13 protein-coding genes and 4 pseudogenes are annotated in these 15,404 nt (G+C 62.9%); 13 read left to right on the top strand and 4 right to left on the bottom strand.

From position 1 onward, the window contains the following. Positions 1 to 6: 6 nt before the first annotated feature. From PE067_RS20895 to PE067_RS20860, 8 genes and pseudogenes are all read left to right on the top strand, one after another. A complete protein-coding gene (locus PE067_RS20895) occupies positions 7 to 2,604 on the top strand; it encodes a hypothetical protein (protein WP_276191701.1) in 2,598 nt (865 codons plus the stop codon). A gap of 55 nt (positions 2,605 to 2,659) precedes the next feature. Continuing rightward, entirely contained in the window at positions 2,660 to 3,034 is a 375-nt protein-coding gene (locus PE067_RS20890; RefSeq protein WP_276191700.1) for a hypothetical protein, read from the top strand. Between the two features lie 164 nt (positions 3,035 to 3,198). Continuing rightward, entirely contained in the window at positions 3,199 to 3,420 is a 222-nt protein-coding gene (locus PE067_RS20885) for a hypothetical protein (protein WP_276191699.1), read from the top strand. 159 nt (positions 3,421 to 3,579) lie between these two features. Further along, positions 3,580 to 5,035 (top strand): annotated as a pseudogene (gene istA, locus PE067_RS20880) (IS21 family transposase). Further along, a pseudogene (istB, locus tag PE067_RS20875) lies at positions 5,032 to 5,798 on the top strand (IS21-like element helper ATPase IstB). Before istA ends, istB begins: the two co-directional pseudogenes overlap by 4 nt. 119 nt (positions 5,799 to 5,917) lie before the next feature. Then, positions 5,918 to 6,694, top strand: coding sequence for an IS110 family transposase (locus PE067_RS20870; RefSeq protein WP_276191698.1), 777 nt, complete (start codon positions 5,918 to 5,920; stop codon positions 6,692 to 6,694). Between the two features lie 58 nt (positions 6,695 to 6,752). After that, the gene (locus PE067_RS20865) at positions 6,753 to 7,457 is read left to right on the top strand and encodes a hypothetical protein (protein ID WP_276191697.1); all 705 of its coding nucleotides are present in this window, start codon (positions 6,753 to 6,755) and stop codon (positions 7,455 to 7,457) included. After that, complete coding sequence (locus PE067_RS20860) at positions 7,450 to 7,806, top strand: hypothetical protein (protein WP_276191695.1); 357 nt, start codon at positions 7,450 to 7,452, stop codon at positions 7,804 to 7,806. Before PE067_RS20865 ends, PE067_RS20860 begins: the two co-directional genes overlap by 8 nt. A gap of 269 nt (positions 7,807 to 8,075) precedes the next feature. On the opposite strand, the gene PE067_RS20855 is transcribed toward PE067_RS20860, so the two are convergent. The 4 genes and pseudogenes from PE067_RS20855 to PE067_RS20840 all read right to left on the bottom strand — a co-directional run bounded on the left by PE067_RS20855 (position 8,076) and on the right by PE067_RS20840 (position 9,873). Next, positions 8,076 to 8,768: a hypothetical protein gene (locus PE067_RS20855; protein WP_276191694.1), complete on the bottom strand. Its 693-nt coding sequence runs from the start codon at positions 8,766 to 8,768 to the stop codon at positions 8,076 to 8,078. A 62-nt stretch (positions 8,769 to 8,830) separates the two neighbouring features. Continuing rightward, positions 8,831 to 9,124 (bottom strand): annotated as a pseudogene (locus tag PE067_RS20850) (IS3 family transposase); the annotation flags it as partial. A 144-nt stretch (positions 9,125 to 9,268) separates the two neighbouring features. After that, entirely contained in the window at positions 9,269 to 9,652 is a 384-nt protein-coding gene (locus PE067_RS20845) for a type II toxin-antitoxin system death-on-curing family toxin (protein WP_276191693.1), read from the bottom strand. Beyond that, entirely contained in the window at positions 9,649 to 9,873 is a 225-nt protein-coding gene (locus PE067_RS20840) for a transcriptional regulator/antitoxin MazE (RefSeq protein ID WP_276191692.1), read from the bottom strand. The genes PE067_RS20845 and PE067_RS20840 overlap by 4 nt, the downstream gene beginning before the upstream one ends. Positions 9,874 to 10,007: 134 nt before the next feature. On the opposite strand from PE067_RS20840, the pseudogene PE067_RS22055 reads away from it, so the two are divergent. From PE067_RS22055 to PE067_RS20815, 5 genes and pseudogenes are all read left to right on the top strand, one after another. Continuing rightward, a pseudogene (locus tag PE067_RS22055) lies at positions 10,008 to 11,063 on the top strand (AAA family ATPase); the annotation flags it as partial. Positions 11,064 to 11,130: 67 nt separating this feature from the next. Then, entirely contained in the window at positions 11,131 to 12,012 is an 882-nt protein-coding gene (locus PE067_RS22050; protein WP_346429754.1) for an ATP-binding protein, read from the top strand. A 49-nt stretch (positions 12,013 to 12,061) separates the two neighbouring features. Further along, positions 12,062 to 12,997, top strand: coding sequence for a WYL domain-containing protein (locus PE067_RS20825; protein WP_276191690.1), 936 nt, complete (start codon positions 12,062 to 12,064; stop codon positions 12,995 to 12,997). Positions 12,998 to 13,042: 45 nt separating this feature from the next. Continuing rightward, positions 13,043 to 13,732, top strand: a complete 690-nt coding sequence (locus PE067_RS20820; RefSeq protein WP_276191689.1) for a hypothetical protein — start codon at positions 13,043 to 13,045, stop codon at positions 13,730 to 13,732. Between the two features lie 16 nt (positions 13,733 to 13,748). Next, positions 13,749 to 15,368 carry a hypothetical protein gene (locus PE067_RS20815; protein WP_276191688.1) on the top strand — a complete coding sequence of 540 codons (1,620 nt, stop codon included), beginning with the start codon at positions 13,749 to 13,751 and terminating at the stop codon, positions 15,366 to 15,368. Positions 15,369 to 15,404 lie beyond the last annotated feature (36 nt).

The raw sequence follows: 15,404 nt of genomic DNA, 5'->3' as shown, positions 1-15,404 counted from the left end.
GCACTGGTGCGCAAGCTGCTTCAGTGGCGCCTTGATGGGACTCGGCTTGATAACCTGCTGCGTCGCCCGGTGCGCGAGCCTGCCAGATGGGAGCGCCATGTCGATTTCGCGCAGCCCGCCGACTGGCTCGCGGATTGCGATGCCGTCGCCGACATCCTGCTGGCTGACGGCATGGAGGAACGCGTCCGGACCGCGGATCTGGAAGACAGCTGGCAGCGCAATCCGATCGTGCGTGAGTTGCTGCTACGGCTTGGTCGCCATGCACTGACCTCGCTGCGGCCGAAGCTGGTGATCTTCGACGAGTTCCAGCGCTTCCGTAACCTTTTCACCGAAGGCGACAGCGAGGCTCAGGTCCTGATGCGCCGCTTCCTTCAGGCCGAAGCGGACGGCGCCCATGTCCTGTTCCTCTCAGCGACCCCCTACAAAATGCTCACCCTGTCAGGAGAGGATGCAGAGGCCGGCGATCATCACGCCGACTTCCTCGAGACCATCGCCGTCCTCTATGGCGCAGAAGGGCGCAACGTCGTCACCGGTCTGCGGGAGGAGATGCGCCACTTCCGCAGCCACCTTCGCGCATTTGGGGCTGGGCTGGATCCGGCGGCGGGCCCGGCGAAACGCGCGGTCGAGGACCGACTGCGCTGCGTGATGAGCCGGACCGAGCGGGTATCGACCGATACCGGCGATGCGGGTATCCGGCGCCGTGTCCTGCCGGTCCCTGTCGAGGAAAACGATCTTCGTCAGGCGCGCGCCGTGCATGACGTTGCGAGCAGGATCGGTGGCAATGATCGGGCCGATTACTGGAAGTCTGCGCCCTATCTGTTCAGCTTCATGAACGAATACGACCTGACCCGGAGGCTGAGGGCGCATCCTGATCGCGCGAGTTTCGCCGTGCTCGGCAAGGGAGCGATGGTGCCGGACGACAAGCGGCGCCGTTTCGAGGCGATCCCGGCGGGCAATGGCCGGATGCGCGCCTTGATGGAGGAGGTTCTGGGCCAGACGGATCTGCACCGCCGCCTCTGGCTACCGCCTGCGTTGCCCTATCTCGCGGGCGGGCGCGGGCTGACCAAGACGCTGATCTTTTCCGACTGGCAGATGGTCCCTGAAGCCGTCGCGGCACTAGTGTCCTACGAAGCGGAGCGCAAGCTTCGTCTCGAGCATGGGGTGACAGAGCGGCCAGCCAAGAAATACACAGCGCCGCTGCGGCTCCCCACCGAAAAGGAGGCGTCAAGCACGGGCATGTCGACGATGCTGCTTCTCTACCCGTCGGCTTTCCTTGCCCGGACCGTGGATCCTCTGGCGATATGGCGTGAACGGGGTGTGATCTCTTCCGCTCAGATGCTTGACGAAGCCGAGCGTCGGATCAGCGCAGCACTCGCAGATCTCGCTCTGCCGTCTTCCGGGGAAGAGTCACCCTGGCTGCTGCTGGCAGAACTTGATCGGCAGGAACCTGACTGGCTCGGCTCGGTGCGCCGCGGATTGAAATCAGGGTCAGCCAAGGACGATGGAGGTGCCGCTCTTCGTTGTTACAATGACATCGTGGCGACGGAGTGCGACCTGTCTTCGACACCCGCAAGTCCGACCGCAATTCGCCTGCTCGCACGGATCGCGCTTGGCAGCCCTGCGACCTGCCTGCTGCGCGCCTTCGAACGCAGTATCAACCTGCAGCGTTACGAGCTGGGCTTCATGGCCGCGCAGGTGGCGATGGGCTTCCGCACCATGTTCAATCACCGTGAGGTCGAGCCGCTTCTCGTCTCTGGCGGCAATCGCAGCCTCGCCTGGTCTCGCGTCCTCGACTACTGCGCGGAACATGATCTGCAGGCTGTTCTCGACGAATATGTCTTCAACGTCACCGGCGGTGCCATGGGGCCCGGCATGGAGGACGGCGAACCGGTTCACCATGCCGTCGCGCGCCGCCTGCGTGAAACGATCGGCCTGCGCACCGCGCCAATCACCCTGCACGATCCTTTCACCGACGAAGGACGGGCCCCGCGCCGCATGGCCTCCCATCTGGCCGCCCGCTTTTCGGCAAACGCCACCCGCGACACGGGCGAAGAGGGCGGTGCAACGGGCCTGCGCATCGACAGCCTACGCGATGCCTTCAACTCGCCCTTCCGCCCCTTCGTGCTCGCCTCGACTTCGGTTGGGCAGGAGGGGCTCGATTTCCATCCTTATTGTCATCGGCTCTGGCACTGGAACCTGCCCGGCAACCCGGTCGATATGGAACAGCGCGAAGGGCGGGTGCAGCGTTACATGAACCATGCCGTGCGTCTAAACATCGCGGCCAATCATGATTCTGCGGCACGGGAAGCAGACGGGGCTGCATGGCCGGCTATGCTGGCTGCTGCGGAAAAGGAAGTGACCGAACGCGGCACATCTCGCCGGGGGCTACGGCCACATTGGCTCTACACCGGAGATGCACCGAACCCGGTGGAAATCGAGACCGTGCTGCCCGTGCCGCCCTTGTCGCGGGATGCGCAGCGGGTGGGGTCGCTTCTCCGCGCGACGGCTTTCTACTCGCCTCGCTTTCGGGCAGCCGGCAGTCGGACCTGCTGGCGATGCTCGACGCCGCCGACATGGATGAGACGATGCGGGAAAAACTGTTGATCCGGCTGGCGCCACCGCCAGTCGCCGCCTGATCCTGCGTTCAGGTCCGGAATAGATGCCCGGATCTGACACCGAGCACATGAACGTTGGCCATGCCGGATTGGTCCGGCCTGCTGCCCCGAAAACTGGCGCTAATCGGACCCGTTCCACGTTTTTTCCCTTCGAAGTCGCCGATCCGCGCTCCGGTCTGCACTACCGGCTGAATGCCGAACGCTTGACCGAACTGTCGCTCGCCCCGCGCGCCATCGCCTGGCCGGCAGGATCCGAGATCGGGCGTATCCCCGATCCGGTCTGGGCCGCGAGCTTCGAGAATGCCCCCGGCGAAACCCTCGCAGCGGTAGGCGCGGCGCTCGAGGATCGGCCATCGCCCTCGCAGCAATCGTCATCTATTGTTATGCATCCTGACCCTTCTGTATCTCTAGTTTGCTAACTTGCTCCCGTCAGCCGCCTTGGCAGAGGTGGCTGACGGGGCGGTGTTTGGCGTCTGAGCCTTGTGGCATGACCACGTTTCCTAGCGAGCCAGCACCGTCTCTCTTCATCGTCTCGAACAGTTGAATGCGGCCACCGAGGACCGCGGAGCAGAAGGAAGAGAGCATGAACACGGTATCATGGGGTCGGATCATCGGCATAGACGTCAGCCGCGATTGGCTGGATATTTACTGTCTGCCAGACGGCAAGCGCGTGCGCTTGCCGAACAAGGTTGAAGGTCACTTGCAAGTCGCTCAACTCGCCCTTGAACCGAGAGCGCTGGTTTGCTTCGAGGCAACTGGTGGGCAGGAATGGCGTCTTTGGGCCGCCCTGGACGCCGCCGGGTGAGAACGGCGGTGAGAAATTAGGCCACGGAAGCGGCGGCATGGAGCTGCTGCGGGCGGCGTAAAAGTCGTCCACCTTTTCCCTTTCTGCGACAGCAGGGAGGGCGGGAGGATTTTCAGCGTGGAACTATATCTCAGGGTTCGCCAGGCCTGCGCGGCGGGCATGAGCCAGCGTCAGGCGGCGAAGGCCTTCAACATCTCCCGTGATACGGTTGCGAAGATGATGACGTTCTCGGTGCCACCGGGCTACCGGCGGACGGCCGAGGTCAGGCGGCCGAAGCTTGATCCCTTTATCCCGATCATTGAGGGCTGGCTCGAGGCGGATCGCTCCATGCCGCGGAAGCAGCGGCACACCGCGAAGCGGGTGTTCGACCGGCTGCGTGACGAATGCGGGTTCACCGGCGGCTACACGATCATCAAGGACTACATTCGGGAGCGGGAACGGCGGGGCGAGGAAGTGTTCGTGCCGCTGGCGCATCCCCCGGGCCATGCGCAGGCTGACTTCGGCGAGGCGATGGTCAGGATCGGCGGTGTCGAGCAGAAGGCCCACTTCTTTGTTCTGGATCTGCCGCACAGCGACGCCTGTTACGTCCGCGCCTATCCGGCGGCTGTGGCCGAGGCACTGGTGGACGGCCATATCCACGCATCTGCCTTCTTTGGGGCGGTCCCCCAGTCGATTGTCTATGACAACGACCGGTGCCTGGTGGCGAAGATCCTGCCCGATGGCACCCGCAAGCGGGCCGCCCTGTTCAGCGGGTTTCTATCCCATTACCTGATCCGGGATCGCTATGGCCGCCCCGGCAAAGGCAACGACAAGGGGAATGTCGAGGGGCCCGGTGGGCTATTGCCGCCGCAACTTCATGGTGCCGCTCCCCGAGTTCGCGACCCAGGAGGCGTTCAACCTCTGGCTGGAGGAGCAATGCCGCAAGCGCCAGCAGGATGTCCTGCGCGGTGAGGGCGAAACGATCGGCGAGCGGCTGCAGCGCGATCTGGCAGAGATGCGATCCTTGCCTGCTTCACCCTTTGACGCCTGCGATCAGGACACCGGCCGCGTCTCGTCGCAATCGCTCGTGCGCTACAAGACCAATGACTACTCGGTGCCGGTCGCCTTTGCCCATCAGGATGTCTGGATCCGGGCTTATGTCCATGACGTGGTGATTGGCTGTCGGGGCGAAGTCATTGCCCGCCATCCCCGGTGCTGGGATCGCGATGAACTCATCTTCAACCCGATCCACTACCTGCCGCTGCTGGAGCAGAAGCTCAACGCATTTGATCAGGCCGCGCCGTTGCAAGGTTGGGAGCTTCCCGAGGAGTTCGCAACGTTGCGCCGGCTGATGGAAGCTCGCATGAACCGGCATGGCCGACGCGAATACGTCCAGGTCCTGCGGTTGCTCGAGACCTTCGATCTGGCTGACCTGCATGCCGCGGTAAAGCAGGCGCTTCAGATGGGCGCGATCGGCTTTGACGCCGTAAAGCACCTGCTGCTTTGCCGTGTTGAACACCGTCCGCCCCGGCTGGACCTGGACTGCTATCCCTATCTGCCGCGGACGACAGTCGATAAGACCAGGCCCGGGTCCTATATGCGGCTGCTGTCGAGCGATGCAGAGGACGCGGCATGAACGACGCCCCGGAAATCCTGCTCACCCATCACCTCAAGGCCCTGAAGCTGCCAACATTCCTGCGCGAACATCAGAAGCTGGCCCGGCAATGCGCGGCCGAAGGCATGGACCATGTCCGCTACCTTGCCCGCCTCGTCGAACTGGAGCTGATTGACCGGGAGCGGCGGATGGTCGAGCGCCGCATCAAGGCCGCCAGAATTCCCCGCGGTCAAAAGCACTGGACAGCTTCGACTTCGCGGCCATCCCGAAGCTCAACAAGATGCAGGTGCTGGAACTGGCCCGCTGCGAATGGATCGAGCGTCGCGAGAACGTCATTGCCCTCGGCCCAAGTGGCACGGGCAAGACGCATATCGCCCTTGGCCTCGGACTGGCGGCTTGTCAGAAGGGGCTCTCCGTGGGCTTCACCACCGCCGCGAGCCTGGTCAGTGAGATGATGGAGGCCCGCGACGAGCGCCGTCTGCTTCGCTTTCAGAAGCAAATGGCCGGTTACAAGTTGCTGATCATCGACGAACTGGGCTTTGTGCCGCTGTCCAAGACCGGCGCCGGGTTGTTGTTCGAGCTGATCTCGCAACGTTACGAGCGCGGCGCGACCTTGATTACCAGCAATCTGCCCTTCGATGAATGGACCGAGACCTTCGGCTCCGAGCGCCTCACCGGCGCACTGCTCGACAGGCTGACCCATCACGTCAGCATCCTCGAGATGAACGGCGAGAGTTATCGTCTCGCCAACAGCACTGCCCGAAAGCAGCAACAAAAGTCCTGAAATCAGATGGTGCTGTTTTGGCCCAAGGGGCCAATGCGCCGTGGCACGCGCCAGCTATCTGGTAAGCGCGCGCGCCATGGCGCCGGTCACCGCCGCGTGGCCGGATTTTACTCCGCCGCGTGGCCGGATATTGCACCGCCGTTGACACCGCCGGGATTGCGACACGGCAATTGCCGCCCGCACAGATCAAGGCCTTCGCCGCGAGCCGGAGCACACGCGCCAAGACCGACAGGATCGACGCGGAACTCATTGCGCGGTTCATGGCATTCCGACCAGATGCGGGGCGAGTATTGCCACATGAAAAGTTTCGCCTTATCAGGGCGTTGGCATCAAAGCGTGGACAGCTCGTCGAAACACGCAAACGGCTTCTGGCGCAGATCAAGGCGCATGGGAAGCTGGGATCCGCGGAAATGTTTGACGCCATGGACGCCGAGCTGAAAGGCCTTCTCGATCATCAGATTGCAGAGCTGGAAATGCGGGTCCAGCAGACAATAGCCTCGGATGATGACCTGGCTGCGACTGCCGGTATCCTGCGTTCCGTTCCCGGGATCGGCCCCGTCGCCAGCACTATGCTGATCGCCGAGATGCCCGAGCTTGGCCAACTCTCGGGTGAGCAGGCCGCGGCGCTTGCGGGTCTGGCCCCAATCGCACATGACAGCGGCGCCATGCGAGGCAAGCGCGCCATTGGAGGAGGACGGCGCCAGCTGCGACACGTTATGTTCCAGGCGGCCCTCGTTGCCAGCCATCACAATCCGATCCTGAAAACCTTCGCTGACCGACTGCGAGCTGCGGGAAAGCCACACAAGGTTGTCATCACAGCCGTCGCACGCAAGCTCGTCACGATTGCGAACGCGCTCTGCAAATCTCGCCTGAAGTGGGCAAATCAAGCCGCCTGAGAAATACAGTTGCTAGATACCTGTTGCGGAAGAAGAGCAGTTATTCGATCCGGACTTCATGGCTGTGACCGACCGAATGCTGGACGGCAAGGGCAATAACGTGTCCGAAGAGATGAAAACACAGATGCGGGGCGTCGCCATGCTTTTTGTCGAGGCAACCAGCGTCACCGATATCCGCGCATTGCGTCAGGGGCATGTTGCCCGCTTTATTGAGATGCTGCGGGCACTTCCCAAAAGCTATCGCAAGAGCCCCAAGGATCGGGAGAAGACACTCGCCCAAATCCTGGCCGATGGACAAGGCTTGCCTGCGGACAAGATCGGAATGTCCGAAGCAACCATCAACCGCAACCTCGGCTACATCGGCCAGATCATCAGGCGAGCCAAAAGCGAGGGCATCCTGATCAGCCAGACCATCGACCTGGGTCTGCTGCATGTGAAGGAAACGAAGCGCGAACGCGATAAGCGGTTGCCTTTCAGCCCGGAAGATATTGCTGCCATTTTCCAGAGCCCGGTCTGGCATGGATACCGGTCGCCTAAAAGGCGCCACACCCCCGGCAATATACTTACGAAAGATGGCTTGTATTGGGTGCCGCTGATCGGCGTCTATACCGGGGCCAGGCGCGAGGAAATTGCCGCTCTCATGGTCGACGAAATCATCGAGGTGAATGGCATCTGGTGCTTTGATATCAAGGACAACGAGAATCGCGGCCTCCAAGACCGAGAGTTCGCCACGGCTCGTTCCAATCCACAGCCATTTGCTTGAACTGGGATTGGTCCAACATCGGGATGAGGTCGTCCGGCGAAAGAAGAAGAACCTTTTCCCGGACCTGACCCCGACCAACAACTCGGATTCTTTCGGCGACAAGATCGATTACATGTGGCGGCAGATCATGATAAAGCAGCTCGGCGAACGCCCAAAGAATAAAGTGTTCCACTCGTTTCGGCATTACGCCATCAACTGCTTCAAGCGCGACCCGAAGGTCGACAAGCAAACGGAGAAGGACATTGTCGGTCATGCCGGGGAGGACGTGAACGAGGAAGTATATGGCGAAAGCATGCCGGTCGATATGATGCAGCACGCTATCGAACGGCTGCCAGGAGTGTTCCGCTGAAGCGCAAGGTCCCTGGACGATTTGCACCACCAGGGCATGATGAAGCAGGGCATTTGATCGAGACGCCCCAACCTATCGGTTTCGATCCCGCTGGTATGTGCGGCGGGCCAACACGCTGCATGGACCCCGACGACCAGAGCAACTTCGATGTTCACCTTGCCGACATTACGGACCGGGCCGGTGGCACCCATGTGCGGGCGATGAAGACAAGTGCAGTGCAAAGTGTGCTCGGCATCGCCTCCCATCTCCGTCAACTCCGCTCGTGCGAGCTAAATCCGCTTTTCCCAGAACCTCAGGCTGAAGTTGTTCAAGCTGCCGCGTTCGGTAACAGCGGTAAATTCTTCCGGGATGCTCGCTCCATCGCCCCCGTCGCGAAAGAAGTCCCGGACGGAGAACAGCGCCAGATCCCGCAGGTGGAACCAAACTTGGAGCAGGGCTTCCTCCTCCTCTCGTTCGCGCTGCCTCGGAGAAGGCTTGCGGTGTTCGGAGCCGGCCTGGTGGTAGAAGGATGCGACATGACGATGCCGGAACCCGATGCTGCCATAACGCCAATTTTCCTCTCCCGCAGGCCGCCAGCTATAGGAGACGGTGACCGACATGTCGGGCCGGAGGATAGGCGGTTCCATGATACGATCCAGGATCCGGAACCGGTTGGCATCCTGTTTTTCCTCCTCAGCACGGGCCTTCATCTGATCTACGGCCGAGATCAGGTCCCATCGGGCGTCCGAAAGATCCCGTTCCAGACGTAACACCTTCGCGGAAGACTTGGCCTTGCCAAGTTCGATTAGGGCCGTAGAAATCCGACTTTCCGCCCGCGACACATAATGACCGAGGCGGTGGAGTTCCAGACGCCTCAGTGCGGTCGTGCTGCGGGAGGCCGTCACTTCGTGAACCGCATCGCGCAGCGCCCTTCCGTCGAGACTTTCGATCGCCTCCAGTTCGTTTGCGTTCAGGGTAATCATCCGTGTCCACCCTCCTGTTTCTTTACGGTGACTGAGCTGCTGCCGGTTTCGTGGACATCAGGTTAAGCTAACATAGCGCGCGCCTCGAACTCCATGGGGCTGAGGTAGCCCAGTTTGGAATGCCGTCTGCGCGGGTTGTAGAAACGCTCGATGTAATCGAACACATCGGCACGAGCCTCGTCGCGGGTGCGGTAAACCTTGCGGGCCGTGCGTTCGGTCTCCAGGGACGAGAAGAAGCTCTCCATCGCGGAATTGTCCCAGACATTGCCGGCCCGGCTCATCGAGCAGGTGATCCCGTTATCAGCCAGCAGGCGCTGAAACTGCTCGCTTGATGGCGCCAGCTTATAGCGAGCGCCTGCTCATGAAATTCTGGTGCAGCATGGTGAATGTCTCGTCATGGATTGGTGCGCGCAAATGCAGGCTTCGCGCGATAGTGTGGGCATGAAAAGCAATTTGTTTCTGCAGTAACGGCAAGCCCGACGACCTCATGCGCTCCGCCCTCAGATCGCGACGATCCCGCGCCGCAGCCATGCGGCGAACCCTGCTTCGCTGACCTTTCCGCTGGCGAGGTCTTCCATCATCCTGACGCCCTCGGCAGGGTCCGGATGGAAGCCGTGGCCGTTCAGGCGCAGGAAGGTCAGCGCCGTCACGAAGGCCGTTCGCTTGTTGCCATCAACGAAGGCATGCGCCTTCGCGATCCCGAAGGCATAGGCGGCGGCAAGGGCGGCGTGATCCGCCTCGTCATAGGCAGCGAGGTTCATGGGACGGGCGCAGCCCGTTTCCAGCAGCCCCGCGTCGCGCATCCCCGCCGCCCCACCGTGGCGCGAGATCTGCCGGTCGTGGATAATGACGATCGCTCTCAGCGGAACCCAAGCCGGATTCACGCCAGCGCCTGAAGCAGGTCGCGGTTTTCGTCCATGACCACTTCGGCTGCGGCCAGTGCCTCGGCAAGGGTGGGATCATGCGCCGCGATCTTCAGGCTGCCGTCATCCCCGCGCAGGACGAACAGACTGTCGCCCTCTTTCGCGTCGAGAATGGCCAGCATCTCGGTCGTCAGCGTCATGACGGCGGAATTGCCGACCTTGCGGATTTTCGTTTCGATCATCGGGATCTCCGTATCCGTATTCTCATTTGTATATACGCCAGCCCGTCGGATCGCGCAATCCCGATATGCTGGACAGCTACGTCCGAATCTGACGCATCGCCTGTTTATTGCTGCCTCCAACGACGGAGAAAGACATGCGTCACGAACAATATCTTGCCCTCGACCTGGTCGCGCGTCTTGCCGGGCGCTTCGGTCCGTCCAGTCGGATCGCGAAGGAATTGCCCGGCTGGCTGGAACACCTGACCGAGGTCGAATGCCCCGAGCGTCCCAAGACCAAGCCCGGCGCGATCTGGTGGAACAAGATCCGTGATCTGGCCTACAGCCTGGTGCCGGACGCGGGTGGCGGCGAGGGAGCGCAGGTGCTGGCGAATGCCGCCCGGCTTGGCGCCCATTTCGGGCTGTCGGCGCTGGAAGTGCGCATCCTCTGCTTCGTCGTCTCCTACAAGCTCTTCGACGGTTTCGAACATGTCGTGGACGGGGCAATCGAGACGAAAGAGGTTACGCTGCCCCTGCTCTTGGCCCAGTTCTGCGATTGCGACGAAACGGCGGTTCGGGTCGCGCTGAGGGCGGATCAGCGGCTTCGGTCTTCGGGGCTGCTGCAATACGAACGGCGCCATTATGACCGCAACCCGCCCTATGAGATCAGCGACCGGCTGTGCGCGGCCATGCTGGCCGAGGTCGAGGATCTGGACGGGCTGATCGCGCTGATGTTCCCATCGGCCCCCGCGCCCGAGGCAGAATGGCAGGATTTCGAGGGGCTGGGCCGGGACGCCGATTTCATGCGTGACCTGCTGGCCCGCGCGCTGGCGGCAGGCACACCGGGGGTGAACATCCTGCTTTATGGTCCGCCCGGCACCGGCAAGACCGAATTCGCCAAGGTTCTGGCGCGCGAGGTCGGCGCGCATCTGCGGGCCATCGGCGAGACGGATGAGAGCGGCGACGAGCCATCGCGCCGGGAACGCCTGACCGAGCTTGGCATCGCCGGGCGAATGCTGGGCGCGCTGCGCGACACGGTGCTGCTGTTCGACGAAATGGAAGACCTGATCGGCGGGGCAATGCTGTTCCTCGGCCATAGCCAGCCCTCGAAGGTCCATAGCAACCGCCTGCTGGAAACCAACCCGGTCCCGACCATCTGGACCACCAATTCGGTCAGCGCCTGCGACCCGGCCTTCCTGCGCCGGATGACCTATTCGGTGCAGATGCGCCGGCCCTCGGGCAAGGTGCGCAGCCGGATCTGGCAGCGGCTCGAGGCCCGCCATGCCTCGGGCATCGCCCCCGAAGCCCTGTCTCATCTGGCCGAGACGCATGACCTTGCACCGGCGCTGGTCTCGGATGCGATGCGGGTGGCGCGGCTTTGCGACGGCGGCGAGAGGGTTGTCGGGCGGGTTCTTGGCGCGGCCTCGCGGCTGGCGAATGGCGGCACCGATCCCGCGCCGAAACATCACGGCGAAGTGCCATCGGCAGCCGGGCCTCGCCAATGCCGACACCGACCTGACCCGGCTGGAGGGGCGGCTATCGCACCCCGACGCCTCGCAGCGCGTGTCCTTCTGTCTGGAAGGTCCGGCAGGGACGGGCAAAAGCGCATGGGCCTGCCATCTGGCCCGCGTCATGGGCCTGCCGGTGATCGAAAAGCGCGCCTCGGACCTGATGTCGATGTGGGTCGGTGGCACCGAGCAGAACATCGCCCGCGCCTTTGCCGAAGCCCGCGCAGACGGCGCGCTGCTGATCTTCGACGAGGCCGACAGCCTGCTCTCTGACCGCCGCAGCGCAGAGCGGAATTGGGAGGTCAGCCAGGTCAACGAGATGCTGACCTGGATGGAAAGCCACCCGCTGCCCTTCGTCTGCACGACGAACTTCGTCGAAAAGCTGGACCCGGCGACGCAGCGCCGCTTCACCTTCCGCATCCGTTTCGACTGGCTGACGCCCGCGCAGCTGCCGCTGGCCTGGAGCGCGCATTTCGGCGGCGAGGCCCCGGCGGGGCTGCTGGCGCTGGACCGGCTGACGCCCGGCGATTTCGCCAATGTCGCCCGCCGGATGCGCGCGCTGGCGGAAACCGACCCTCACAAGATCCTCACCCAGCTTGCCCGCGAGGTCGAGGCTAAGGAGGGAGCGCCCCGGCCCATTGGGTTTGGCCGTTGACCCCATGCAACCCTCGGGTCACCTTGCAAAAAACGCAAAGGGGGCGGCGATGACGCGATATGCACGGCACGAGGATCTTCTGCGGCTGGCGCTGATGATGCAAGGCTCGGCCGAAGGCGTCTCGCTGACCGATATCGAGATGGAATTCGGCGTCGCCCGCCGCACGGCCGAGCGGATGCGCGACGCGGTGCTGAACGTCTATCCCCAGCTTGAGGAGTTGATCGAGGAGCGCGGCCAGAAACGCTGGCGCTTTCCGCCCGGATCGCTTGGCCGGATGGAGGAGGCGACGCTGGACGAACTGGCCGCCGCCCACCGCGCGCTGGCGCTGGTCCGGCGCGAGGGCGACCTGCCCACCGCCGAGGTGCTGGAACGGCTGCTGGCCAAGATTCGCGCGCAACTGACCGGCCCGCGCCGCAACCGCTTGGCCCCCGACCTGGAAGCGCAACTGATGGCCGACGGCGTCGCCTTCCGTCCCGGCCCGCGCGAAAGGATCGCCCCCGAGATATTGTCGGCGCTACGCGAAGCAATTCTGGCGGGCGTCATGATCAGCGCCGATCACCGGGCGCGCAGTTCGGGAAAACTGTCGCGCGATACCCGGCTAGGGCCGATCGCGCTGCTGTTCGGCGACGGGCGGCAATATCTGCTGGCCTGGAGCGAATATCAGGAGGATTTGCGCCTGTTCGCATTGGCCGGTTTCGAGCGGATTGCGATTGAGCCGGATGCCTATGAACGACCCGAGGGTTTCGATTTGCAGGACTGGCTGTCAGAGAGTTTTGGCATCTGGCGCGAAGATCCTTTCGACGTGGAATGGCGATTCTTGCCGGAAGTGGCGGAGGAGGCCGCGACATATCAGTTCCATCCAAAGCAGGAGGTGGAGAGGTTGGCGGATGGGTCGCTGATGGTGCGATTCCGTGCCGGAGGGCGGCAGGAAATGAATTGGTATCTGTATAGGTGGGGGGATAAGGTGGAGGTTGCCGATTGCTAAAAAAATCGTTACGGACTGATTCACATAGGAAAAAAGAGACCCGTCATGAGTTTTGAAAGAATTGTAAATAACTTTCCTGCCGGATGGAGGAAAACAGTCGACACATGGAGTGAATTAAACAATCGATACTACGAGCACAACGACGACCTTCCTGCGTGGTATGTTGAGAACTCAAACTCTGCTCTTTTATCTGCAGCCGCCTGGATGAACGGCTACCCGGCCATATGCGAAATGGATGTAGAGAAAAAGTCCTATACAGGGACAAGGGGGCGCCCCAGATCATATGCGGGTCGAATGGATATAGAAATCCAGTTTGACAATAAAGTATACTGGATCGAGGCAAAAAGGCGAGCATTCACTCTCTCTCAAAACTCGAACTATTCTTTCCGCCACTCATTTCTGGCCAGCTCGGTGAAGGATGCCATGAGCAACGCGAGGCAATGCCGGGATGTGGCACATGGCTTCGGCGTCAGCATGGCATCAGTCGTTTTCTTCTCGGGCCACATAGAATCAGATGCACCTGAACGACGTGGGCGCGATGCTCCTGGTCGACGAGCAAAGTTGATCCACGACGAGACTGCCGCCCTGAAAGAAAACATGAAAGCACTTTCCGATGAAATATGTGAAGATGTATATCATGCGATATATGCTCGGAATGATGTTGATATCCCACGTGGATGGACAGATTATCATTGGCCAGCAGCGTTTGGGATTTGCGCCATTTTAGACAGTTAGTCCAGCTAGTAACGCCATGCATTACCCCTTCCTCACCGCCGACCCTCATTCCGGCCTGCATTATCGCCTGACCGATACGCGCCTCGCCGAGCTTTCGCTTGCGCCTCGGCCCTCCGAATGGGCGCCGGGGCGGGTGATTGCGGCCTCGCCCGATCCGGTCTGGGCGGAAAGCACGGCCAATGCGCCGGTAGAGACGATCTCGGCGGTAGTCTTGGCGCTGGAGGATCTGGTGCTTGCCACGCCTGACCTGCGGGTGCCGCAGATCGACGCCTTGCCTGACGGGCGGGCAAGGCGTCACGTTTCGGCGCTGGTAAATCTCTGGCGGCGGATGGGGGATGCTTTGCCAGAGGGGCTTGCTCCGGTGCGCCATGTGCTGCATCTGCCGCATGGGCGGTTTCTTGGCCCCTTGCCGGTGGTCGAGGGTTCGCTTGACCCGTTGGCCCCGGCATCCATGCGGGCGCTTTACGACCGGCTGCGGGATGAGTTCGGCTCGGTTCCGGCGACCCCGGCCGATCGGTCGGCACCCGAGGGCACGCGCCTTTATGCGCTGCAAGCCGGGCTGACCGTCCCGCAAATCCACGCCGCGCCAGCCGATGACAGTCTGGCGTTCTTCGGCTTGCGCGATCCGGCCTCTTGCGCCGATTTCGCCGCTGCCCGCGCCCGCGCATTGATCGGGGGCGGTTGCCCCGCGCGGGAAATCGCGGTGATGACGGCGGGCGATCCGCGGCAGCTTGCCCGCGCCTTTGCCGCCCAGGGTGTGCCGCTGTCGGGCCTGCCCGCCAGCTTGCCGGAACGTGACACGCTGGGCGAGGCGGCGCTGCATCTGCTGCTGGCAAAACGCACGCCGACGCCTGCAATGGTGGTGGCCAGCCTTGCTCTGTCGCCGCTGATGCCGTGGAGCGCGCAGACGGGCCGAGACCTGGCCGAGGCCCTGATGGACGGCGATTTCCGTGGCCGTAGCCTCGACCCGTTTCCCGACCACAAAGCGTTATGGGATGACATCCGCGCCTCGGCTTCCAGCCTGCCGCAGTTGCGCTTCCTGATCGACCGGATTTGCGAGCGCCTGCCCGAAGGCACAGCCTTGCGCGCCCGGTTGCCGATCCCGATGGGCGAGGGCAGTCCGGATTGGGAGGTGATCCTGCGCAGCGTGCAGGTGATGCCGCCCATGATGCCCGAGCCGGTCCGCAACCTGGAAGGCGTCAGCCTCTGGCTTGCGCAGGAAAGCCCGTGGCGGCCCTGCCGGCATCTGATCGTCGCGGATTTCACCGAGGGGCTTTATCCCGCCCGACCGCGCGCCAATCCGCTGTTTCTGGACAGCGAGATCGCAGCGATCCGTGCCGCCACCAGCCTGCAACTGCGAGGCCGGGCCGAGGGGCTGGCCCGCAGCCTGTCGCTGCTTGACCAGCAGCTTCAGGCCACCAGAGGCAGCGTGACCTTTCTGGTCCCGTGGCGCGATCTTGCCGGGGCACGGCTGGCCCCCTCGGCGGGGCTGTCCCTGGTGGCGCGCACCATCGAGGATGTGACGGACGCGACGGACCTGATCATCGACCTGTCTCGCCTGCCGCCGCACGCCTGGCCGGTGGCGCATCACGCCCTGCCCCCGTTCCCGAGGCCCCCGAACTACCCAAGGCGCTGACCTTTCCCGGCCGTGATCTGCTCTCGCTTCGGCGCG

Origin of the sequence: Paracoccus sp. DMF-8 (genome assembly GCF_029309835.1) — a bacterium.
In the GTDB taxonomy this organism is placed as follows: domain Bacteria; phylum Pseudomonadota; class Alphaproteobacteria; order Rhodobacterales; family Rhodobacteraceae; genus Paracoccus.
The sequence above is the reverse complement of the archived record's forward strand: the minus strand, read 5'-3'. Positions and strand labels throughout refer to the sequence as shown.